The sequence below is a fragment of the Sphingomonas sp. GW822-FHT03G08 genome, from assembly GCF_058801135.1.
This window is the reverse complement of record NZ_JBXAMZ010000001.1, coordinates 651642-672787: the sequence shown is the minus strand read 5'-3', so window position 1 is coordinate 672787 and position 21146 is coordinate 651642. Positions and strand designations below refer to the sequence as shown.

Sequence of the window (21146 nt, the reverse complement as noted above, 5' to 3'; positions counted from 1 at the left end):
CCATTGCGCCTTGGTATGGGGTAGCTATGGTAGCGCTATCATAATAATGGGCTAGGGAGAGGGATATGGGGCTGATCGCGCGCCTTGCGGCGCTGGTCCTGTTGCTGGGCGCCGCGGCACCGCCGGGCGAGCGCTGGGTAACGGCATGGGCGACGTCCCAGATGATCCCGGGCAACAATGCACTCCCTGCCGAGGATCTGAAGGACGCGACGCTTCGCCAGATCGTCCGCGTCCAGATTGCCGGACAGAAGCTCCGCGTCCGCCTGACCAATGCCTATGGCACCCAGCCGCTGCGGATCGGTGCGGCCACGATAGCGCGGAGCGCTGACCTCGCCTCGGCGCGGATCGACGCCGCCAGCCTGGCCTCGCTTACCTTTGGCGGGGCGAAGAGTGTCACCATCCCCGCGGGGGCGGACTATTGGTCCGATCCCTTCGACTTGCCTGTGAAGGCTGGGGCGGATCTTGCGATCACGCTCTATCTACCTGAGGCGCCGATGCAGCAGACAGGGCATCCTGGCGCGCGCGCGACGAGCTATTATCTGCACGGCGATCATAGCCGTGACGCCGATCTGGCGGACGCGAAGAAGGTCGATCGCTGGTTCCAGATCGGCGCGATCGAGGTGGCTTCGCCCAAGGCGTCGGCGGTGGTGATCCTCGGCGACTCGATTACCGACGGGTACGGCGTACCGACCAACAGCAACGCCCGCTGGACCGACGCGCTGCAGCTCCGCCTGCGCGCCAACCCGGCGCTGGCGGACATGGCGGTGCTCAATGCCGGGATCGGCGGCAACCGGCTGCTCAATGACGGGCTCGGCCCCAATGCGATGGCGCGGTTCGATCGGGAGGTGCTCAGCTATCCGGGCGTCACCCATCTCGTGATCTTCGAGGGCGTCAACGATCTCGGCACGCTGACCCGCGATGCTCCGGCGGCGCCCGAGGCGCATGCCGCGCTGGTCGAGGGGATGATCGGCGCCTATCGCCAGATGGTCGCGCGGGCCCGTGCGCACGGGATCAAGGTGATCGGAGCGACGATCACGCCCTATGGCGGTTCGGGCTATTATCGCCCCGATGCCCAGAACGAGGCCGATCGTGCCGCGGTCAATGCCTGGATCCGTACCCCCGGCAACTTCGACGGGGTGATCGATTTCGACGCGGCGATGCGCGACCCTGCTGCACCGACGAAGCTCCTCAAGGCCTATGACAATGATGGGCTCCACCCTTCCGTCGCCGGATACCAGGCGATGGCGGATGCGGTGCCCCTGTCACTGCTGTCGGCCAAGGTGACCGACAAGGGGAGGGTGCCTGCCGCGCCTTCCACCCCGGCGCCGATGATCGCCTTCACCTTCGACGACCTCACCGCGCATGCGCCGCTGCCCCAGGAATATACCCGCGTCGGCATTGCCGAGCAGATCATCGCTGCGCTCAAGGCCGGTGGGGCGCCGGCCATCGGGTTCCTCAACGGCATCCAGCTCACCAACGAGCCCGCCTCCGCGCCGGTGCTCGACAAGTGGCGGGCTGCCGGGCTGGCGCTGGGGAACCATGGCTGGAGCCATGCCAATCTGAACGACCTGACCGACCAGCAATTCCTCGCCGAGCTCGAGAAGAACGAGCCGATCCTGAAGGCCAGGGCCGGCACCAGCGACTGGCACTGGTTCCGCTATCCCTTCCTGTCCGAAGCCAGTGCCGATCCGGAACGCCGCGCCCGCATCCGCAAGCTGCTGGCCGGCAAGGGCTACAAGGTCGCCGCAGTGACCATGGATTTCTCGGACTGGGCCTATAACAACGCCTATCCCCGCTGCATCGCCAAGGGCGACAGCGACGCCATCCTCGCCATGGAGCATGCCTGGCTCGGCGCCGCATCGGTCCAGGCCGATCGCTCGCGCGAGCTGGCCCGGAAGCTGTATGGCCGCGACGTGCCCTATGTGCTGCTGATGCACCTGGGTGCGTTCGATGCGCACATGATGCCCAGGCTGATCGCCCTGTACCGCGAGAAGGGCTATCGCTTCGTGTCGATCGAGGAAGCCCAGCGCGATCCCTATTATGCCGCGGACATGAACCCGGCACTGCCGCCGCAACCCCAGAATTTTGAGCAGGTCGCGACAGGCAAGGGATTCGAACTGCCCAAGGCGCCGCAACTGCTTCCGCTCGATACGATGTGCAAATAGCGCTCAGAACAGCTCCCCCTGCGGACCGCTCGGCGGCCTGAACAGGTCGGTCCGCAGCCGCAGCACCTGCTGGTCGAGCCCGTAGCGCCTCGCCGCCATCCGGAACCGCGTGCGCAGCAGCTCGGCCCAGGGGCCGTGGCCGCGGAAGCGGGTGTGGAAATTGGGGTCGTTGTCCTTGCCGCCGCGGATCGACTGGATCGTCGCCATCACCTTGCCCGCACGATCGGGGAAATGCGCATCAAGCCAGGCGCGGAACAGCGGCGAGACTTCGTGCGGCAGCCGCACCGGCAGGAAGAAGGCCGTCCGCGCCCCCGCCGCCGCCGCCCGCTCCAGGATATGCTCGAGCTCGTGGTCGGTGACATGCGGGATCACCGGCGACAGCGAGACGAACACCGGCACCCCGGCATCGGCGAGCTGGCGCACCGCCTGCAGGCGCTTCTCCGGATGCGGCGCGCGCGGCTCGACGGTCATCGCGATCCTGGGATCGAGCGAGGTGACCGAGACCATCACCGCCGCCAGCCCCTTCGCCGCCATCGGCGCCAGGATGTCGAGGTCGCGCGTCACCCGGTTGGACTTGGTGGTGATCGTCAGCGGATGGTCATGCTCGGCCAGCACCTCGATGCAGCCGCGCGTGATCCGCCACTCCGCCTCGATCGGCTGATAGGGATCGGTGTTGGTCCCGAAGGCGATCGGCCGGCAGACATAGCCGCGCTTGCCGAGCTCGGCGCGCAGCAGCGCGGGCGCATCGGGCTTGGCGAACAGCCGGCTCTCGAAATCCAGCCCCGGCGACAGGTCGAGATAGGCGTGGGTCGGCCGGGCGAAGCAATAGATGCAGCCATGCTCGCAGCCGCGATAGGGGTTGATCGAGCGATCGAAGGAAATGTCGGGCGACTGGTTGCGGGTGATGATCGTCCGCGCCCGCTCGACCGTTACCGTGGTGCGCAGCGGGGGCGGGGCGTCGTCCAGATCCGCGCGCGCGTCGAGCCAGTCCCCGTCCGCCTCGCGCCCGGGGAGGTTGAAGCGGCTGCTCGCCTCGTTGAGGGTGGCGCCGCGCACCGGCCGACTCTTTGCCATTGACAGAAGTTAGGCGCGGCATCAGAACATAGCAAGAACATTGGAGGATTTCATGGCACGGATCAGCTATCTCGAACTGCCCGCGAAGGACGTCGCCGGCACCCGCGATTTCTACGCCAAGGCGTTCGACTGGCAGTTCACCGACTTCGGCCCGGACTATGCCGCGACCACCACCGGCGACACCGACCTGGGCATCAACGGCAGCACCGACCATGTGATCGAGCAGCTGCTGCCGATCATCGAGGTGCAGGACCTGGAGGCCGCGCTCGAGGCGGTGACGGCGGCGGGCGGCGAGATCGTCGTGCCGATCTTCAGCTTCCCCGGCGGCCGCCGCTTCCACTTCCGCGATCCCGCAGGGAACGGGCTGGGCGTGTTCGTGAACGAGCCGGACGCGGAATGATTGCCGAACGCCTGCGCCGTGTTAGGGTAGCTCGATAAAGTCAGGGCGAAGCTACCCATTTCTTCGCGAGCGCAGGGGGGATTGTATGCGTGGGATGTTGATCGCGGCCGCACTGGCGGCCGGCCTGTGGGCGGCGCCGGCGATGGCGCAGAAGGGCGATCCGGACCGGCTGGTCGACATCTCGCGGCCCGAGGAAGTGGCCAAGCTGCTCCAGAGCGAAGGCTACAAGGCCGAGTTGAAGACGCATGCCGACAGCGGCGACCCCTTCATCCAGAGCGCCGCCAACGGCTCGTCCTTCACGATCGAGTTCTACGATTGCAAATCGGCCAAGGGCTGCACTTCGATGCAGTTCTTCTCCTGGTACAAGAAGAAGCCCTGGTACTCGGTCGAGATGGCCAATCGCTGGAACGCCAAGAAGCGCTTCCTGCGCATCGTGATCGACAAGGACGGCGACCTCTCGACCTGGATGGACGTCACCAGCATCGGCAAGACGACCTACGCCAATTTCGCCGATGTGATCGACTGGTGGTCGTCGATGACCGGGGATTTGTTCACCTTCATGGACGACGAGGAAGGGGCGTTCGCGCAGAAGAAGTGAAGGACTGCCTGCGCGTGACGACGCGCGGCGGTCCTGCCGCGGGCATGCTGTCAGCGAGTGCGCGGCGGCGGGCCTGGACCGGAACGATCGGAATGGGAGCAGCGAGGGGGGATCGATGCGCAATTTGATGATCGCGGCGGCGGTGCTGGCCGGTGGCTGGACGATGCCGGTCGCGGCGCAGACGGCAGGCCAGCCCCCTTGCGCCAAGGACCTGGTCTGCGCCAACGCGCCACAGACCGTGCTCGCGGCGATGGAGAGGGCGGGTTTCAAGCCCAAGATGTCCGCCGACAGGGACGGCGATCCGATGATCGAGGGTCAGGGCGTCTTTCGCTTCAACGTCTTCTTCTATGGCTGCGACAAGCAGCACGTGAATTGCGATTCGCTGCGCTTCGAGGCGCTGTTCGCGAAGGCGCCGGAGAACACGCCGGCCTTTGCCAACAAGTGGAATGCCGGCAAGCGCTTCCTCCAGGCGTCGGTCCATGCCGATGGCCAACTGGGCTTCGCCTATGACGTGGCAATGGTCGGCGGGCTCAACCAGCGCAATTTCAGCGATGTCCTGGCGTGGTGGACGAACCAGCTGGAGGAAGTGAGGGACTTCTTCAAGGCGGAGCTGAATCCGCCGGCGGCGCCCAAGAAATAGAGCTGCGCGAAATTCTCCGGCGCGGCCTTCCTGCTCGCGTCGCTTGCACGGAGGGGTTGGGGAAGGATCAGTCCTGGTTTCCCGTTCCCCGGCGAAGGCCGGGGCCCAGTTGCAACGAAGTTCGAGAGGCTCCTGCGCCATCGATAGTGCGCCGAGACTGGGCCCCGGCCTTCGCCGGGGAACTGCGGGGATGCGCTGATTCCATCGTCATCCCCGGGCGGGGCTCGGGCTGACCTTTCCGGTGGCTGTGCGGCTGATTTCCATGCGAGTCCCGAACTACCCTGGATCCTCGCCTGCGGGGGGATGAGGGGAGCGGGGCGAGGGGCGAAGTGGCGGGTGACGCGAGCGGCTTGCATTGCGGTTCCCCGGCGAAAGCCGGGGCCCAGGGCCACAAGCGAGACAGCAGAGAAACCCTGGGGCCCCGGCTTTCGCCGGGGAAGCGGGAGGGTATTCGCCGGAGGTTCGCCGGGAGGACGTGGCGGTGGTCCGATGCCCATTCCTGTCATGCTGAACTTGTTTCAGGGTCCAATTTTCCTCCAGCGATATCGCCTGGGGCACCTTGGACCCTGAAACAAGTTCAGGGTGACGACGGGGGTGGGTGGGGGGAGGACTCTCCCCTCAGCGCTCCTCCAGCCGAGGCAGCAGCTCGACGAAGTTGCAGGGCTTGTGGCGGATGTCGAGCTGGGTGGCGAGGATGCCGTCCCAGGCGTCGGTTACCGCGCCGGTCGAGCCGGGCAGGGCGAAGATATAGGTGCCGCGGGCGACGCCGGCGGTGGCGCGGGACTGGATCGTCGAGGTGCCGATCGACTGGTAGCTGAGCCAGCGGAACAGCTCGCCGAAGCCCGGAATCTCCTTTTCCTGGACGCGGGCCACCGCCTCGGGCGTGACGTCGCGGCCGGTGACGCCGGTGCCGCCGGTGGTGAGGATCACTTCGACCTGGGGATCGTCGATCCAGCCGGTGAGCCGGGCGGCGATACGGTCGGCATCGTCGGTGATGATCTCGCGGGCGGCCAGGATGTGGCCGGCGGCGGAGAGGCGCTCGACCAGGCGGTCGCCCGAGCGGTCGTCGGCCAGGGTCCGCGTGTCGGAAACCGTGAGCACCGCGATCCGCACCGGGCGGAAGGCGATCGCGTTATCGATTGGCATTGCCGTCCTGGTGGAAGGCGAGCTTGCGCGCGCTGAGCTTCACCGCCGCGGGACCCTGCATGCCGGGGAATTTCGGCCACATGCCCTGGGCCAGCGCCTCGCGGCTGCTCGACTTGCGGCCCTCCTGGTTCTCGTACATCCAGTAGTTGCGGAGCACGACCATCACATAGCCGCGCGTCTCCCAATAGGGGATGCTCTCGATATAGAGCAGCGGATCGCCGCCGTCCTTGATCAGCGCGTTCCAGTTGGCGACCGGGGTGGGGCCGGCATTGTAGGACGCGATCACCTTGGGCAGCAGGCCGCCGGTGAAGGGCTGGTCGCGCAGCTGCTCGAGATAGGACTGGCCGATCTCCATGTTGACCGACGGCTTGGTCAGGTCGCTGGCGGCATAGTTGACGCCGTGGCGGCGGCCGATGTCGATCGCGGCGCCCGTCTTCACCTGCATCAGGCCCATCGCGCCGGCGGCGCTGCGGATCTCCGAGTTGAAGCGCGATTCCTGGAGCGTGTGGGCGAAGACCAAAGCCTTGTCGACGCGCCAGCCGCCGGCCGGGGTCCAGTTCGGCGCCGGATAGCGGGCGGCGGTAAGCGGCTGGGTGCCCTGGGGGCAGTTATGGGTGAGCCAGAGCTGGGTGCTCGGCAGGCTCAGCCGGCCGGCGAGGCGGGTGAGCGCGACATGCTCGGACGGCGAGCCGATCTTGGCCTGGTAGCGCAGCACCTCGTCGGCCAGGCCGTCCTCGTCGATCTCGACCAGGGCGGCGGCGACGCGGACGTTCGGGCGGCGCTCCAGCGCGCGCCAGTCCTCGGCGACGAACTTCTCGGCCTTGGCGGGTCTATCCTCGATGCCGAGCGCCGACTTGGCGAGCAGGCCGTAGAAAGTCTCGCCATATTGGGTGGCGGCGCGCAGCTTGACCTCGACCTTGTCGGGATGGCCGCACGCCATCTCGGCGCGCGAGCCCCAATAGAGGCCGGCGGAGCGCAGCTCGGTATCGGCGGCGCGGGTGGCGACGCGCTCGAAGGCGGCGGTGGCGCCGGCGCAATCCTGCTCGCGCCAGGCGGCGAGGCCGGCGACCCAGTCGGCCTGCGGGGCCCAGTCGCCCGCGCCGTCCTGCGCCTTGGCGGCGACGCGGCGGGCATTGTTGTCGTCGCCCGCGACATAATAGATCCAGGCGACCTTCTGCTGCCACTCGGTCCGGGCCTCGGGCGTGAGATCGGCTTCGAAGCGGCTGACCACGCCTTCGGCCTCAAGGCCCTGGTCGGCCTTCACATAGGGCTGGATGGCGAGCGCGATCTCGGTGGCGGCGGTGTCGCTCTTGATCGAGCGGGCGCGCTGGCGGACGGGGGCGCCGTCATACCAGACGAGGCGGGCGGCGGCGGGAATGGCGGGGGTGGAGAGCGCGCCGCGGGTCTTCGCCATGCGGCTGAGCTGGTCGGCCTGGGGCAGTTCGGGCGCGTCGCTGATCAGCTGGAGCAGCGGGGCGAGCTCGACCTTGGGCGAGTTCTTGGCGGTGTAGAGCTCGGCGCGGGCGATCGCGTGGAGCGGGCCCGGCTTCATCGAATCGAGCTGGATCTGCGCGTCCTGCCAGCGCTGGGCGCGGATCGCGGCGAACACCTTGCGGTATCCATCCTTCTGGTCGCTGTCGAGCTGCGAGGGGATGCCGTCGCCTTCGCGCAGGGCAGGCGCGCCGGCGCCGTCCTCGGCGGGCGTGGAACTGGAGGTGGTGCTGCCGGCCGGGAGATCGGCGGGGTTCGCAGTGTCGCCGCCCGAAACATCGGCGGGGCTTGCAGTGTCGCCGCCCGAAACATCGGCGGCGTGGGCTAGCGCCGGCGACGCGAGCAGCGCGGCGGCAAGCAGGATACGCATGGTCACAGGCTCCCCCGGGTCAACAGCAACAAATGCTTCCAGGCTTCGCTTTTGGCGGCCGGTCGATCCAGCAGGAAGCGTGGATGCAGGCTCGCAACAGCCTGTGTATGTCCGCCAAAATGGTTAACATCCACTAAACCATTTGCCGGTGGGCCGTCATTCGTCTCGGCTACCGCACGGCTCGCCGTTTGACCCAGAATCAAGAGCTTAGCGGGCTGCAGCAGCTTCAAATGGTGGCGGGTGATCTCGATCAGCCGCGCCTCCTGGTCGGGCGGGATGCGGCCGGCCAGCGGGCGGGCGACGGCGAGCGAGACGAAATAGACCGAATCGCGCGCGACTCCGGCGGCGGTGAGCATGCGCGAGAACAGCTTTCCGGCCGGGCTGTCGCCCAGAAGCGCGCCCTGGTCGTCGCTTTCCGGCATGTCGGTGAGCACGACGAGCGGGGCGTTGACGGGGCCTGCGGGCGCGATTTTCGGGGTGAGCCAGCCGGCCTCGGGCACCGTCTCGCCGGTGCGCCAGGCGGTGAAGGCGGCAAGCGTATCGGGCAGGACCTCTGGCTGGGGCGACGTTACGGCAGCCTGCGCCGCCTGCACGGGCGCGGGCCGCGCGAGCCAGTCACGAGCCTCGTCCTCCTGAAGGGTTTCGACGCCCGCATCGCGCCACCATTCGAGTGCGCTCGCGAGGGTACGCCCCCAATCTGCTGTGTATTCGCCTCCCACCGCTCCTAAGAGTCACGGCTTGACGGGCGGGTCAATCTGCCTTCATCGACCAAGGGACAGGACGTTGCCAGCTTGCGACGAGACAGGCGTGCGGCGTGTGCCAGACCAAGATTAGAAGGATGCGATGATGAGCGAACGGGAGTCGATGCCCTATGACGTCGTGATCGTCGGGGCGGGCCCTGCGGGCCTTTCTGCGGCGATCCGGCTGAAGCAGCTGGCCACGGAAGCGGGCAGCGAGCTTTCGGTGTGCATCCTGGAGAAGGGCTCCGAAGTGGGCGCCCATATCCTCTCGGGCGCGGTGATCGATCCCAAGGCGCTCGACGAGCTGCTGCCGAGCTGGCGCGAGGATGGCTGCCCGCTGGCCAGCACGCCGGTGACCGAGAACCACCACTGGGTGCTGAGCGAGAAGGGCAAGTCGGGCTATCCCGAGTTCATCACCCCGCCGTTCCTGCACAACAAGGGCACCTATACCGGCTCTCTCGGCAATCTGTGCCGCTGGCTGGCGGGCAAGGCCGAGGAGCTGGGTGTCGAGATCTTCCCGGGCTTCGCGGCGGCGGAGATCCTCTACCACGACAATGGCTCGGTTAAGGGCGTCGCCACCGGCGACATGGGCGTGGCGCGCGACGGCGAGCACAAGGGCGACTATCAGCCCGGGCTCGAGCTGCATGCCAAGTACACCTTCTTCGCAGAGGGCTGCCGCGGGCACCTTACCAAGCAGCTGATCCGCAATTTCGAGCTCGACAAGGACAGCCAGCCGCAGATCTACGGCATCGGCATCAAGGAGCTGTGGGATATCGATCCGGCCAATCATGTGCCGGGGCGGGTGATCCACACCCAGGGCTGGCCGCTGACCGACGGCGCCAACGGCGGCGGCTTCCTCTATCACCAGGCCGACGGGCAGGTGGCGCTCGGCTTCGTCACCTGGCTCAACTACAAGAACCCCTATCTCTCGCCCTTCCAGGAGATGCAGCGCTGGAAGACCCACCCGGAGATCGCGGCGATCCTCAAGGGGGGCAAGCGCGTCTCCTATGGTGCCCGCGCGATCTCGGACGGCGGGTTGCAGGCGGTGCCCAAGCTGGTCGCGCCGGGCGCGGCGCTGATCGGCGACGCGGCGGGCTTCCTCAACGTGCCGCGGATCAAGGGCACCCACACTTCGATGAAGAGCGGCATGATGGCGGCCGAGGCGGCGTTCGCCGCGGTCGGTGCCGGCCGCGAGGCGGACGAGTTGGCGGCGTACCCCGAGGCGTACGAGAAGAGCTGGGTCTACAAGGAGCTGCGCGGCGTCCGCAACGTCGCGCCCTTGGTCAAGAAGTTCGGCGACACCTGGGGCACGATGCTCGCCGGTGTGGCGATGTGGAGCGAGCTGCTCGGCATCCGCTGGCCGTTCACGATGAAGCACAAGCCCGATAACGAGGGCATGTGGCACGCTTCGGTGGCGCCCAAGATCGACTATCCCAAGCCCGACGGCGTGCTGACCTTCGACCGGCTCTCCTCGGTGTTCCTGTCGAACACCAATCACGAGGAGGACCAGCCGGTCCATCTTACGCTGAAAGACCCGGAAATTCCGATCGGCTACAATCTTCCGGTGTACGCCGAGCCTGCCCAGCGCTACTGTCCGGCGGGTGTCTATGAAGTTGTCGGCGAAGGCGACGATCTGCGCTTCCAGATCAACGCGCAGAATTGCGTCCACTGCAAGACGTGCGACATCAAGGATCCTACCCAGAACATCAACTGGGTGGTGCCCGAAGGTGGCGGCGGACCCAATTACCCGAACATGTAGTTTTGCGCTCGCGCTGCTGCTGGCCCTGCCGGCGGCGGCGCAGCAGCAGGCGGTGCCGGAGATCGACCTGCGTGACTATGCCCGCGCCCGCGCCGCCGATGCGGCGGGGGAGCCGGTGCTGGCCGCACCCGGCTATGCCCGGGCGCTGTCGGCAGTCCCCGACGACAAGGTGCTGGCGATGCGCGCCTATCGCCAGGGGCTGGCGGCCGGGGACTATGCCCTTGCCAACCGCGCCGCCGCCGCGCTGGTAAGCGCCAAGGCAGCGCCCCCCGATACCGATATCCTCGCCTTCGCCACGGCGTTGCACGGCCGCGACCGGCTGGGCGCGGAGAAGGCGCTGGAGCGGATGTCGAAGGCGCAGCTCGATTTCCTGGTGCCGGTGCTCGCGGCATGGCTGGCGATCGACCGGGGCGAGGACCCGCTGCCGCTGCTCGACACCGCGCGCGGCAATCCGCTGGCGGCCCGCTTCACCAATCGCCACCGCGCGCTGCTGCTGATCGCCACCGGCAAGCCCGACCAGGGCCTGTTCGCGCTTGCCGCGGCGCGAGGCACCGAAGATGCCCCAGATGTCCGGATCGATGCCGGGATCGCGCTGCTCCGAACCGGCCGCAAGCGCGAGGCCGACCGCGTGTTCGGCGACTTTGCCGGCGCCACCAAGGCGTGGCGCAAGCGCGAGGCCAAGGCCGGCAAGCCCGATGCCGCGTTCGGCGCCGCCCATGCCTTTCTGAACCTTGCCGGCGATCTGGGCGGCGAGGAGATGGCGCCGCTGTCGATCCTGCTCACCCGCGCCGCGCTGCTGCTCGATCCGCAGGAAGAGCGGGCCCGGCTGCTGCTTGCCGAGGCCCTGTCGAAGAGCGGGGCGACCGACCTGGCGCTGCAGACGCTTGCCGGCATCCGCGCCGACGGTCCTTTCGCCCGGGGTGCCGCGGCGGGCCGGATCTCGGCGCTGAGCCGGGCCGACCGCCTGCCCGAGGCGCTGGCCGAGGCCAAGGCGCTGGCGGCGGCGGGCAATGCCAGTGCCCAGGAGATCACCGTCTATGGCGAGCTGCTGTTCAAGGCGGAGCGCTATGGCGATGCCGCCGAGGCCTTTGGCCGCGCGCTGGGCAAGTCCGACGGCGATGGCGGCTGGGAACTCAATTACCTGCACGGCGCCGCGCTGGACCGGGCCGGTAAATGGGACGCGGCATTGCCCGCGCTCCAGCGCGCGGTGCAGCTTGCCCCCGACGAGCCCGAGGCATTGACCTGGCTCGGCAATGCCCAGGCCGAGCGCGGCGTGGACCTGCCCGGCGCACAGGCGCTGCTCGAGCGCGCCCGCAAGCTCAAGCCCGAAGATCCCGAAGTCATCGATTCGCTCGGCCGCGCCTATTATGCCGATGGCGACCTGCAAAAGGCGCTGCCGCTGCTGGAAAAGGCGGTGCAGCTCGACCCCGGCGGGACCAGGCCCAACGAGCATCTGGGCGACCTTTACTGGAAGCTCGGCCGCCGGATGGAAGCGCGCTATGCGTGGCGGGCTGCGGAAGTCGCCGCCGAGGCCGAGGACGCCGAGCGGATCAAGGGCAAGCTGGCGAACGGGCTGAACTGATGGTCACCGAAATCGCCAAGGCCAAGCTCAACCTGGCGCTGCACGTCCGCGCGCGGCGCCCCGATGGCTATCACGAGCTGGAGACGTTGTTCGCGTTCGTCGCGGACGGGGACGTGGTGCAGGTCGAGCCCGCCGAGAGCGACCGCTTCACGATCACCGGGCCGTTCGGCGCGCTGCTGAGCGGGGAGGGCGACAACCTCGTCACCCGGGCGGCTTCGGCATTCCGGGAGCGCTTCGGCGGCGGCGCGCATGCGATCGCGCTCGACAAGCGGCTTCCGGTCGCCTCGGGGATCGGCGGCGGTTCGGCCGATGCGGCGGCGACCCTGCGGGCGCTGGGCGTGCTGCACGGGGTCGCGGTGGACGAGATGTTCGACATTGCCGACCGGCTCGGCTCGGACGTGCCTGCCTGCCTGTTCGGTCGCAGCGCGATCGGGCGGGGCAGGGGCGAGCAGCTCGAGCCGGTCGCCGGATTGCCGGGGATGCCGGTGCTGCTGGTCAATCCGGGGGTGGGGGTGTCCACTGCCGAGGTGTTCCGGCGCTGGGACGGCGTCGACCGCGGGCCGTTACCGGTTGATCCGCGCGAGGGGCGCAATGACCTGGAGCCGCCGGCGCGCGCAATCGCGCCGATGATCGATGAAGTGCTGGAGGCGCTGGCAGCATCGCCGGGGGCGGGGCTGGTGCGGATGTCGGGGTCGGGGGCGACGTGCTTCGCGCTGTTCGACAGCGATGGCAGCCGGGATGCTGCCTGCGCGGCGTTGGCAGGTCGCGGCTGGTGGATGCTGGCTTCCAGCCTCACCTGATTACCCAAAGCGGGTCCCTAGAGCCGTTCCCCGGCGAAGGCCGGGGCCCAGTTGCCACGAACTTCGTAAGGCTCCCGCGCCATCGATAATCCGCCGAGACTGGGCCCCGGCCTTCGCCGGGGATCAGTTCTGGTTCTGGGCGGAGTTGGTGGAAACAGATTAACCACCCTCGCGAACCGGTCCTTCGCAGTTTGGGCGGTAGATAGTCCCCAGCGGATCGACTGCCGGGAGCAGAACGTCTGTCGGTGGCGCGGGCGCAAGCCCGCCCCATCCCTCCCAACTCCCGCCCCCTTAACAGCGCCGCTTCAATCGGGCACAGCCGGGCCATGATCCAGCTCACCCGCAACGGCCCCGTCGCCACGATCGCGCTCAATCGTCCCGAGGCCAGGAACGCGCTGCCCACCGCCGCCTGGCAGGCGCTGGCCGCCGCCGCGCGCGACGTGGGCGATGCGCGGGCGGTGATCCTCAAGTCCGATGTCGCGGGCATCTTCTCCGCCGGCGCCGATGTCCGCGAGTTCGAGCAGCTCCAGGGCGATCCGGCGCTGCGCACCAGGTTCCGTGAAGCGATGCGCGAGGGGATCGAGGCGATCGCCGCGCTGCCGATGCCGGTGATCGCCGCGATCGATGGCGGCTGCTTCGGCGCGGCGGTGGCACTGATCCTCGCCGCCGATATCCGGATCGCCGGCAAGCTCTCCGAATTCGCGATCACCCCGGCGCGGCTGGGCCTTGGCTATCCGCGCGCGGATGTCGCGCGGCTGGAGGCGCAGGTGGGCAAGGGCATGGCGTCGCTGCTGCTGTTCACCGGCGACAAGCTGCGCCCGGACGAAGTGCACAAGATCGGGCTGGTCGAGCTGAAGACTGGCAAGGCGATCGAGACCGCCACGGCGATGGCGGGCGCGATCGCCGGCAATGCTCCCGAGGCGATCCGGCTGCTCAAGCGGACGCTGCGCGGGGAGCAGACCGACCAGGGCTTCGAGGACGCGTTCGGCGGGGCCGAATTCGCCGAGGGGCTGGCCTCGTTCCGCGAGCGGCGGAATCCGGTCTGGTGAGCGTGGCCGAGATCATCCCGGGCAGCGGCCCGGTGCTGCTGCTCGGCGATCATGCCTCCAATGCCGTGCCGGCGGATATCGACCTCGGCGTGGATCCCGCGCTGATGGACAAGCATATCGCGGTGGACATCGGCAGCGCCGCGGTGGCCCGGAGCCTTGCCGCGAGGCTGGGCGCGCCGGCGATCCTGGCCAATGTCTCGCGGCTGGTGATCGACCTCAACCGCGAGCCCGATCATGTCGGCCTGATCCCGCACCGGAGCGACGGGCACCTGATCCCCGGCAACGACACCGTCGATCGCTTCGAGCGCATCGCGCGTTTCCATGCGCCCTATCACCGGCTGATCCGCGACCGGATCCGGGCGCAGCGGCCCCGGCTGATCCTGTCGGTGCACAGCTTCACCCCCTGCCTGGAGCACGGCGGCACCGATCGGCCGTGGCAGGTGGGGGTGCTCTACAATCGCGATACCCGTGCCGCGCTGCCGGCGGTGGAGTTCTTTCGGGCGCGCGGCTTCGTCACCGGCGACAACGAGCCCTATTCGGGCCGGCTGCTCAACGCGACGCTCAACCGGCATGGCGAGGGGCAGGGCATTCCCTCGCTCGCGATCGAGATCCGCAACGACCTGATCCGGGAGGATGCGGGGGCGGAAGCGTGGGCAGGGGTGCTGGCGGAGCTGGTGGGGGAGTTGCGGGCGGCGCTCGCCTGATCTCCACTCCGTCACCCGGCTCAAGGCCGGGGTGACGTAAAGGTAGTGAGGTTCCGCTTTCCGACCCGCCACAAAAAGTTTGCGCAATAGTCTTGCGTAAAAGTGCCTTCTGGCGACATAGGCTTGCGCATCATGACCAAGCGATTCGACAAGTCCAAGCTCCCCAGCCGCTACGTTTCCGTCGGCGTCGAGAGCGCCCCGCACCGCAGCTATTACTACGCCATGGGCCTCACCGAGGAGGAGATCGCCCGGCCGTTCGTCGGCATCGCCTCGGCGGGCAATGACAGCGCGCCGTGCAACACCACGCTCGACCAGCAGGCCGATTGGTGCCGCATCGGCGTGAACGAGGCGGGCGGCATGCCGCGGCGCTTCAACACGATCACCGTGACCGACGGCATCGCGATGGGGCACCAGGGGATGAAGTCCTCGCTGGTCAGCCGCGAGGTCATCGCCGATTCGGTCGAGCTTTCGGTGCGCGGACATTGCTATGACGCGCTCGTCACCTTCGCGGGCTGCGACAAGTCGCTGCCGGGCATGATGATGGCGATGCTGCGCCTCAACGTGCCGTCGATCTTCGTCTATGGCGGCTCGATCCTGCCGGGCCGCTATCAGGAGCGCGACCTCACCGTCATCGACGTGTTCGAGGTGGTTGGCCGCTATGCCGCCGGCAAATGCCCGCTGTCCGAAGTCACCGCGATCGAGAAGGCGGCGTGCCCGGGGCATGGCGCCTGCGGTGGCCAGTACACGGCGAACACCATGGCCTGTGTGGCCGAGGCTATCGGTTTGTCGTTGCCGAACAGCAATATGGCACCTGCTCCTTACAAGTCGCGTGAAGAGATCGCGATTGCGGCGGGCCGTCAGGTGATGACGCTGATCGAGAAGCAGATCCGCCCGCGCGACATCTGCACCCGCGAGGCGTTCGAGAATGCCGCGCGCATCGTCGCGGCGACCGGCGGCTCGACCAACGGCGCGCTGCACCTGCCGGCGATGGCGAACGAGTGCGGCATCGATTTCGACCTGTTCGACGTCGCCGAGATCTTCAAGACCACGCCGTACATCGCCGATCTCAAGCCCGGCGGCCGTTATGTCGCGCGCGACATGCACGAGGCGGGCGGCATCTACATGCTGATGAAGACGCTGGCGGCGGAAGGCTTCCTCCACCTCGATTGCCTGACGGTGACCGGCAAGTCGCTGGGCGAGAATATCGAGGAAGTGACCTGGAACCCCGACCAGAAGGTCATCTATGACGCCAAGACGCCGATCACCCCGACGGGCGGCGTGGTCGGCCTGCGCGGCAGCCTCGCGCCCGAGGGGGCGATCGTGAAGGTGGCGGGCATGAAGCGTCTCCAGTTCACCGGCACCGCCAAGGTGTTCGAGCGGGAGGAGGATGCCTTCGCCGCGGTCGAGGCCAATGCGATCACCGAGGGGACGGTCGTCGTTATCCGCTATGAAGGGCCCAAGGGCGGCCCGGGCATGCGCGAGATGCTGTCGACCACCGCGGCGCTCTACGGCCAGGGGCTGGGCGAGAAGGTGGCGCTGATCACCGACGGCCGCTTCTCGGGTGGCACGCGCGGCTTCTGCATCGGCCATGTCGGCCCCGAGGCGGCCGAGGGCGGTCCTATCGCGCTGGTCGAGGACGGCGACGAGATCAGCATCGATGCCGAGGCCGGCACGGTTGATCTGAACGTCCCCGAGGACGTGCTGGCCGCGCGCCGGGCGAAGTGGCAGCCGCGGATGAACGACTATCAGGCGGGCGCGCTGTGGCGCTTCTCGCAAAATGTCGGCCCGGCCTATAAGGGGGCGGTCACGCATCCCGGAGCCAGCGCCGAAACCCATGTCTTTGCCGATATCTGATCAAGTTCGCCCTCTCGGTGGAGAGAGGGCTGGGGAGAGGGGAAGGGCACGACGGGCATCCATGCTCGCGGCCCTTCTTTCCCTGACTGCCTGCAATACCCAGGTCCGCGACAAGGCCGCCGAGGCCCGCAACGAGATCCATGCCGAGAAGATGGAAAGGGCCGAGGGCCGCGTGGAGTGCGCGCCGCCGGGGGCCGAGAGCTTCTCCTATGCCTGCACGATCGACCGCACCCAGTCGCAGGACGGGCTGTTCCTCACGCTGCGCCACCCGGACGGCGGGTTCCGGCGGCTGCTGGTCACCACCGACGGCCGCGGGGTGATCGCCGCCGACGGTGCCGAGAAGGCCGAGGTGACGATCCTCGCGCCCGACCAGATCGAAGTCGCGATCGGCGGTGCGCGCTACCGCTTGCCTGCGACGGTGCGCGGGGCCAAACCGGGCGAATGATCCCGCCCGGCGCACCGATCGTAACCGCCGCCCAGATGCGCGCCGCCGAGGAGGCGGTGTTCCGGCGCGAGCCCCAGGAAGACGTGATGGAGCGCGCGGGTGCCGCCGTTGCGCGCGAAGTCGCCCGCTTCGCCCAGGGCGCTCCGGTCCTGGTGCTGGCCGGACCGGGCAATAATGGCGGGGACGCCTATGTCGCCGCGCGCCTGTTGAAGGCAGCCGGCCATGACGTCGCCATTGCCGCCTCGGGCGAGCCGGGCACGGGCGCCGCGCGGGCGATGCATGGCCGCTGGGACGGGGAGGTGGGCTCGCTCTACCAGGCGCGACCACGGCCGGTGCTGGTCGATGGGCTGTTCGGCACCGGGCTCACCCGCCCGCTCGAACGCGGGATCGCGCCGGTGCTGGCCGAACTGGTTGCCGCCGCCCGGTTCAGCCTTGCGATCGACCTGCCCTCGGGCCTTGCTACCGATACCGGTGCCGATCTCGGCGTGCCGAGGGGGATCAGCGCGACGCTGGCGTTGGGCGCGCTCAAGCCGGCGCATCTGCTCGACAAGGGGCTGGAGCGCTGCGGGCATGTGCTGCTTGCCGATATCGGCATTCCGGTGGAGAGCCCGTGGCGCAGCGTATCGCGGCCGCAACTGGCGGCGCCGGGCGCGTGGGCGCACAAGTACAGCCGCGGGCTGGTCGTGGTGGTCGAGGGCGACATGCCCGGTGCCGCGCGGCTGGCTGCCCACGCCGCGATGGCAGGCGGGGCGGGCTATACCGTGCTGGCCAGCGCCGGCGAGACCAGCGGCGGACCGGACGCGCTCGTCCGCCAGCGCATCGCGAGCGGTGACGATCTCGCCGATTTCCTGACCGAGACCCGCATCGGCGCGGTGGTGGTCGGCCCGGGCCTTGGGCGCGACCGCCGGGCCGAGGGACTGCTCAAGGCAGCGCTGAACGCCAATCTCCCGCTGATCCTCGACGGCGACGCGCTTACCCTGCTCGGCAAGTCCGCCGCGGCCTGGCTCCAGCGCCGCACCGCTGCGACCTGGCTCACCCCGCATTCGGGCGAGTTCGACCGGATGTTCGAGGGAGGCGAGGGCGACAAGATTACCCGCACGCTGATGGCCGCTGCCGAAGCGCGCGTGACCGTGATCCACAAGGGCGCCGACACGGTGATCGCCACTCCGCGCGGCGAAGTGCGGGTGCTGTCGCGCGCTTCGTCCTGGCTCTCCACCGCCGGCACCGGCGACGTGCTCGCCGGCACGCTCGCGGCGCAGGTGGCGGGCGGCAACAAACAGGCCGCCGAAGCTGCCGTCTGGCTCCATGCGCGCGCGGCGGCACTTGCAGGACCGGCCTTCATCGCCGATGCGCTGCCGATGCATCTTCCCCAAGCGATCTCCGAATGTCTGTAAGCGAAGTCCTCCGCATCGCGGGGCGCGGCGAGGGCGTTACCGCCGATGGCCGCTTCGTGCCTTTCACCGCCCCAGGCGACATGGTCGACGCGCACGGCGCGATCACCCGCGGGCCGCACCACCAGGAGCCGCCCTGCCGGCACTTCCCGGAATGCGGCGGCTGCCAGCTCCAGCATCTCGACGACATCGCCTGGAGCGGGTTCATCGTCGATCGAATCGCCGGTGCGCTCGCGCAGCACAAGCTGGTGACCGAGATCCGCCCGCCCGCGCTCTCGCCGCCCCGGACCCGCCGCCGCGCCACGCTCCATGCCGAGCGTCGCGGTCGCCAGGTGCTGCTCGGCTTCACCGGGCAGGGCAGCCATACCCTGATCGACCTGGCGGAGTGCCATGTCCTCGATTCCGAGCTGTTCGCGCTGCTCGCGCCGCTGCGGGGGCTGCTCGCCGCGCTGCTGCCGACCTCGCGGCGGATCAACGTCCATCTCGCCAAGGCCGACCAAGGCGTGGACGTGCTGCTCGATGGCCTCGAGGCCGAGGGCCTTGCCGCGGCCGAGGCGATCACGGCCTTCGCCCATCGCCACCAGCTCGCGCGCTTCTCGATGGACGAGGGGCTGGGGCCGACGGCGCGCTGGGAGCCCGATCCCGTCACCATCACGCTGGGCGGGGTGCCGGTGCCGTTCCCCCAGGGCAATTTCCTCCAGGCGACGCCCGAGGGCGAAGCGGCGTTGGTCGCCGCGGTGCGCGAAATCGCCGGGGATGCCGCCACGGTCGCCGATCTGTTCGCAGGGCTTGGCACCTTCACCTTCGCCTTCCCCAAGGCGAAAGTCTATGCGGCCGAGGCGGCGCGAGACTCGATCCTGTCGCTCAAGGCCGCGGCCGGCAGCGCGCGCCGCATGGTCTTCGCCGACCACCGCGACCTGTTCCGCCGCCCGGTGACCGCTGCCGATCTGGACAAGTTCGAGGCGCTGGTGATCGATCCGCCGCGCGCCGGCGCGCGCGAGCAGGCGGGCGAGATGGCGAAGGCCAGGGCGCCGGTGATCGCCTATGTTTCCTGTAATCCCAATACGTTCGCACGGGATGCGGAAATGTTGTGCGAAGGCGGCTATCGGCTCGACTGGATCCAGCCGGTCGGCCAGTTCCGCTGGTCGACGCATGTCGAGCTGGCGGCGAAGTTCAGCCGCTAGGGATAATCCGCCCGCAGGAAGAACAGCCCGTCCGACGGTGCGTTGAGCCCCAGCGCGGCGCGGTCGCGCGCTTCGAGCGCCGTGGTCATGTCGTCGGGCGTCCAGCGGCCCTGGCCGACCAGCACGATGCAGCCGACCATCGAGCGGACCTGGTGATGCAGGAACGAGCGCGCTGAGGCGAAGACGCTGATGCGCTCGCCGTCCGCCACCACCTCGAGCCGGTCGAGCGTACGCAGCGGGCTGTCGGCCTGGCAATGGGCGGAACGGAAGGTGGTGAAGTCGTGGCGGCCGATCAACCGCGCCGCGCCTTCGGCCATCAGCCCGGCATCGAGCGGCGGGATCACCCGCCAGGCGAGCCCCTTTTCCCAGGTGAGCGGCGCCCGTCTTGTTGAGATTCTGTATTCATAATGGCGTGCAACGCACGAGAAACGGGCGTGCCAATCGTCCGGCACCTCGACGCAATCGAGGATCGCCACCGGGTTGGGCCGCACCCGCGCATTGAGCGCTTCCATCAGCCGGAAGGCGGTGATCGGCTTCTCGATATCGATATGCGCGCGCATGCCCAGGCCGTGCACGCCGGCATCGGTGCGCCCGGCGGCGTGGACCGAGGCGCGCTCGCCAGTGACCGCGAAGGCGGCATCCTCGATCGCCTGCTGAACACTCGGGCCGTGGTCCTGCCGCTGCCAGCCCATGAAGGGCCGGCCGTCGAATTCCACGGTCAGCGAGAACCGCGTCAAAGCCGGGTGCCCTTGGGGATCTTCAGGCCATTGAGCAGCTCGCGTGACGTCATGACGCCACGTCCGGCCCGCTGGACGAGGGTGGGACGGATCGCGCCTTCGCCGCAGGCGATGGTGAGCGCTTCGTCAAGCAGCACGCCCGGTGCGCCCGCATCCTCGACGATCTCTGCCGCATGGACCCGGAAGCGCTCGTCGGCGAACTCGAAGAACGCCCCAGGCGCCGGATTGAAGGCCCGCACCTGGCGCTCGACGTCGATCGCCGGCCGGGTGAAATCGAGCCGTGCCTCGGCCTTGTCGATCTTCGAGGCATAGGTGACGCCTTGCTCGGGCTGCGCGACAGCCGGATGCCCGCCCAGGTCGGCCAGCACTTCGACCATCAGCCGCGCGCCCATCGCGCTCAGCTCGGCAGTGAGTTCGCCCGCGGTCTTGCCGTCGATCGGGGTGCGCTCCTCCAGCCGCACCGGGCCGGTATCGAGACCGGCCTCCATCTGCATGATGCCGACGCCCGTCTCGGCATCGCCGGCAAGGATCGCCCGCTGGATCGGCGCGGCGCCACGCCATCTTGGCAGCAGCGAGCCATGGACGTTCAGGCAGCCATGTTTCGGCGCGTCGAGCACCGTCTGGGGCAGGATCAGGCCATAGGCGGCGACCACCGCGACATCGGCGTCCAGCGCCCGCAGGGCTGGCAGCGCCTCGGGATCCTTGCGGAACGACAGCGGGGTGCGGACCTCGATCCCCAGTTCCTCGGCCCGTGCGTGCACCGGCGACGGCGTGAGCGCCTTGCCCCGGCGCCCGCCGGCGCGCGGAGGCTGGCTGTAAGCCGCCACGACGTCGTGCCCGGCTTCCACCAGCGCATCGAGCACCGGCACGGCAAATTCGGGCGTTCCCATGAAAATCACTCGCATGCGGAGCCCTTAGCCCCAACCGTCATCCCGGCGAAAGCCGGGATCTCAGGCGGAGGTGCGGGAAAGGAGCCGCACGAGATCCCGGCTTTCGCCGGGATGACGGCCAGTTTCC

At 68.8% G+C, this 21146-nt stretch carries 19 protein-coding genes; 13 read left to right on the top strand and 6 right to left on the bottom strand.

Annotated elements, in window-relative coordinates:
* Nucleotides 1–65: 65 nt before the first annotated feature.
* Nucleotides 66–2165, top strand: a complete 2100-nt coding sequence (locus AC1RJ5_RS02955; RefSeq protein ID WP_493111611.1) for a GDSL-type esterase/lipase family protein — start codon at nt 66–68, stop codon at nt 2163–2165.
* 3 nt (nt 2166–2168) lie between these two features.
* On the opposite strand, the gene AC1RJ5_RS02950 is transcribed toward AC1RJ5_RS02955, so the two are convergent.
* Complete coding sequence (locus AC1RJ5_RS02950; RefSeq protein WP_184166692.1) at nt 2169–3239, bottom strand: PA0069 family radical SAM protein; 1071 nt, start codon at nt 3237–3239, stop codon at nt 2169–2171.
* Nucleotides 3240–3291: 52 nt separating this feature from the next.
* Here AC1RJ5_RS02950 and AC1RJ5_RS02945 point away from each other — a divergent pair, with 52 nt between their 5' ends.
* The 3 genes from AC1RJ5_RS02945 to AC1RJ5_RS02935 all read left to right on the top strand — a co-directional run bounded on the left by AC1RJ5_RS02945 (nt 3292) and on the right by AC1RJ5_RS02935 (nt 4877).
* Complete coding sequence (locus AC1RJ5_RS02945; RefSeq protein ID WP_269575177.1) at nt 3292–3639, top strand: VOC family protein; 348 nt, start codon at nt 3292–3294, stop codon at nt 3637–3639.
* Between the two features lie 85 nt (nt 3640–3724).
* A complete protein-coding gene (locus AC1RJ5_RS02940) occupies nt 3725–4237 on the top strand; it encodes a YbjN domain-containing protein (RefSeq protein ID WP_269575178.1) in 513 nt (170 codons plus the stop codon).
* 115 nt (nt 4238–4352) lie between these two features.
* Nucleotides 4353–4877: a YbjN domain-containing protein gene (locus AC1RJ5_RS02935; RefSeq protein WP_493111608.1), complete on the top strand. Its 525-nt coding sequence runs from the start codon at nt 4353–4355 to the stop codon at nt 4875–4877.
* Between the two features lie 618 nt (nt 4878–5495).
* Here AC1RJ5_RS02935 and moaB read toward each other — a convergent pair.
* From moaB to AC1RJ5_RS02920, 3 genes are read right to left on the bottom strand one after another with little or no spacing between them, the layout of a single operon-like run.
* Complete coding sequence (gene moaB / locus AC1RJ5_RS02930; protein ID WP_493111606.1) at nt 5496–6023, bottom strand: molybdenum cofactor biosynthesis protein B; 528 nt, start codon at nt 6021–6023, stop codon at nt 5496–5498.
* Nucleotides 6010–7884 carry a lytic transglycosylase domain-containing protein gene (locus AC1RJ5_RS02925; RefSeq protein ID WP_269575180.1) on the bottom strand — a complete coding sequence of 625 codons (1875 nt, stop codon included), beginning with the start codon at nt 7882–7884 and terminating at the stop codon, nt 6010–6012. Before AC1RJ5_RS02925 ends, moaB begins: the two co-directional genes overlap by 14 nt.
* 2 nt (nt 7885–7886) lie before the next feature.
* Nucleotides 7887–8603, bottom strand: a complete 717-nt coding sequence (locus AC1RJ5_RS02920) for a uracil-DNA glycosylase family protein (RefSeq protein ID WP_269575181.1) — start codon at nt 8601–8603, stop codon at nt 7887–7889.
* A gap of 127 nt (nt 8604–8730) precedes the next feature.
* On the opposite strand from AC1RJ5_RS02920, the gene AC1RJ5_RS02915 reads away from it, so the two are divergent.
* The 9 genes from AC1RJ5_RS02915 (at nt 8731) to AC1RJ5_RS02875 (ending at nt 19392) form a co-directional block, all read left to right on the top strand.
* A complete protein-coding gene (locus AC1RJ5_RS02915) occupies nt 8731–10383 on the top strand; it encodes an electron transfer flavoprotein-ubiquinone oxidoreductase (RefSeq protein ID WP_493111603.1) in 1653 nt (550 codons plus the stop codon).
* Entirely contained in the window at nt 10352–11965 is a 1614-nt protein-coding gene (locus tag AC1RJ5_RS02910) for a tetratricopeptide repeat protein (RefSeq protein ID WP_342251334.1), read from the top strand. The genes AC1RJ5_RS02915 and AC1RJ5_RS02910 overlap by 32 nt, the downstream gene beginning before the upstream one ends.
* A complete protein-coding gene (locus AC1RJ5_RS02905) occupies nt 11965–12765 on the top strand; it encodes a 4-(cytidine 5'-diphospho)-2-C-methyl-D-erythritol kinase (RefSeq protein WP_493111601.1) in 801 nt (266 codons plus the stop codon). Before AC1RJ5_RS02910 ends, AC1RJ5_RS02905 begins: the two co-directional genes overlap by 1 nt.
* Nucleotides 12766–13091: 326 nt before the next feature.
* On the top strand, nt 13092–13814 hold the full coding sequence (locus AC1RJ5_RS02900; RefSeq protein ID WP_342251336.1) for an enoyl-CoA hydratase/isomerase family protein: 723 nt from the start codon (nt 13092–13094) through the stop codon (nt 13812–13814).
* Nucleotides 13811–14518 carry an N-formylglutamate amidohydrolase gene (locus AC1RJ5_RS02895; protein ID WP_493111599.1) on the top strand — a complete coding sequence of 236 codons (708 nt, stop codon included), beginning with the start codon at nt 13811–13813 and terminating at the stop codon, nt 14516–14518. Before AC1RJ5_RS02900 ends, AC1RJ5_RS02895 begins: the two co-directional genes overlap by 4 nt.
* A gap of 132 nt (nt 14519–14650) precedes the next feature.
* Nucleotides 14651–16372 carry a dihydroxy-acid dehydratase gene (ilvD, locus tag AC1RJ5_RS02890; RefSeq protein ID WP_493111597.1) on the top strand — a complete coding sequence of 574 codons (1722 nt, stop codon included), beginning with the start codon at nt 14651–14653 and terminating at the stop codon, nt 16370–16372.
* 61 nt (nt 16373–16433) lie between these two features.
* On the top strand, nt 16434–16817 hold the full coding sequence (locus AC1RJ5_RS02885; RefSeq protein ID WP_342251339.1) for a hypothetical protein: 384 nt from the start codon (nt 16434–16436) through the stop codon (nt 16815–16817).
* A complete protein-coding gene (locus AC1RJ5_RS02880) occupies nt 16814–18211 on the top strand; it encodes an NAD(P)H-hydrate dehydratase (RefSeq protein ID WP_342251340.1) in 1398 nt (465 codons plus the stop codon). Before AC1RJ5_RS02885 ends, AC1RJ5_RS02880 begins: the two co-directional genes overlap by 4 nt.
* Nucleotides 18202–19392: a class I SAM-dependent RNA methyltransferase gene (locus tag AC1RJ5_RS02875; protein WP_493111594.1), complete on the top strand. Its 1191-nt coding sequence runs from the start codon at nt 18202–18204 to the stop codon at nt 19390–19392. The genes AC1RJ5_RS02880 and AC1RJ5_RS02875 overlap by 10 nt, the downstream gene beginning before the upstream one ends.
* On the opposite strand, the gene truA is transcribed toward AC1RJ5_RS02875, so the two are convergent.
* Both truA and fmt read right to left on the bottom strand, forming a co-directional pair.
* Complete coding sequence (truA, locus tag AC1RJ5_RS02870) at nt 19389–20129, bottom strand: tRNA pseudouridine(38-40) synthase TruA (protein WP_493111592.1); 741 nt, start codon at nt 20127–20129, stop codon at nt 19389–19391. The genes AC1RJ5_RS02875 and truA overlap by 4 nt on opposite strands.
* Nucleotides 20126–21034 carry a methionyl-tRNA formyltransferase gene (fmt, locus tag AC1RJ5_RS02865; RefSeq protein WP_493111590.1) on the bottom strand — a complete coding sequence of 303 codons (909 nt, stop codon included), beginning with the start codon at nt 21032–21034 and terminating at the stop codon, nt 20126–20128. Before fmt ends, truA begins: the two co-directional genes overlap by 4 nt.
* Nucleotides 21035–21146 lie beyond the last annotated feature (112 nt).

Coding starts and splice junctions, on each gene's coding strand:
- AC1RJ5_RS02880 (WP_342251340.1), top strand. CDS start 16,814: ATGATCCCGCCCGGCGCACCGATCGTAACCGCCGCCCAGATGCGCGCC.
- AC1RJ5_RS02875 (WP_493111594.1), top strand. CDS start 18,202: ATGTCTGTAAGCGAAGTCCTCCGCATCGCGGGGCGCGGCGAGGGCGTT.
- AC1RJ5_RS02905 (WP_493111601.1), top strand. CDS start 11,965: ATGGTCACCGAAATCGCCAAGGCCAAGCTCAACCTGGCGCTGCACGTC.
- AC1RJ5_RS02945 (WP_269575177.1), top strand. CDS start 3,292: ATGGCACGGATCAGCTATCTCGAACTGCCCGCGAAGGACGTCGCCGGC.
- AC1RJ5_RS02955 (WP_493111611.1), top strand. CDS start 66: ATGGGGCTGATCGCGCGCCTTGCGGCGCTGGTCCTGTTGCTGGGCGCC.
- moaB (WP_493111606.1), bottom strand. CDS start 6,023: ATGCCAATCGATAACGCGATCGCCTTCCGCCCGGTGCGGATCGCGGTG.
- AC1RJ5_RS02900 (WP_342251336.1), top strand. CDS start 13,092: ATGATCCAGCTCACCCGCAACGGCCCCGTCGCCACGATCGCGCTCAAT.
- AC1RJ5_RS02940 (WP_269575178.1), top strand. CDS start 3,725: ATGCGTGGGATGTTGATCGCGGCCGCACTGGCGGCCGGCCTGTGGGCG.
- ilvD (WP_493111597.1), top strand. CDS start 14,651: ATGACCAAGCGATTCGACAAGTCCAAGCTCCCCAGCCGCTACGTTTCC.
- fmt (WP_493111590.1), bottom strand. CDS start 21,034: ATGCGAGTGATTTTCATGGGAACGCCCGAATTTGCCGTGCCGGTGCTC.
- AC1RJ5_RS02925 (WP_269575180.1), bottom strand. CDS start 7,884: ATGCGTATCCTGCTTGCCGCCGCGCTGCTCGCGTCGCCGGCGCTAGCC.
- AC1RJ5_RS02935 (WP_493111608.1), top strand. CDS start 4,353: ATGCGCAATTTGATGATCGCGGCGGCGGTGCTGGCCGGTGGCTGGACG.
- AC1RJ5_RS02885 (WP_342251339.1), top strand. CDS start 16,434: ATGCTCGCGGCCCTTCTTTCCCTGACTGCCTGCAATACCCAGGTCCGC.
- AC1RJ5_RS02950 (WP_184166692.1), bottom strand. CDS start 3,239: ATGGCAAAGAGTCGGCCGGTGCGCGGCGCCACCCTCAACGAGGCGAGC.
- AC1RJ5_RS02915 (WP_493111603.1), top strand. CDS start 8,731: ATGAGCGAACGGGAGTCGATGCCCTATGACGTCGTGATCGTCGGGGCG.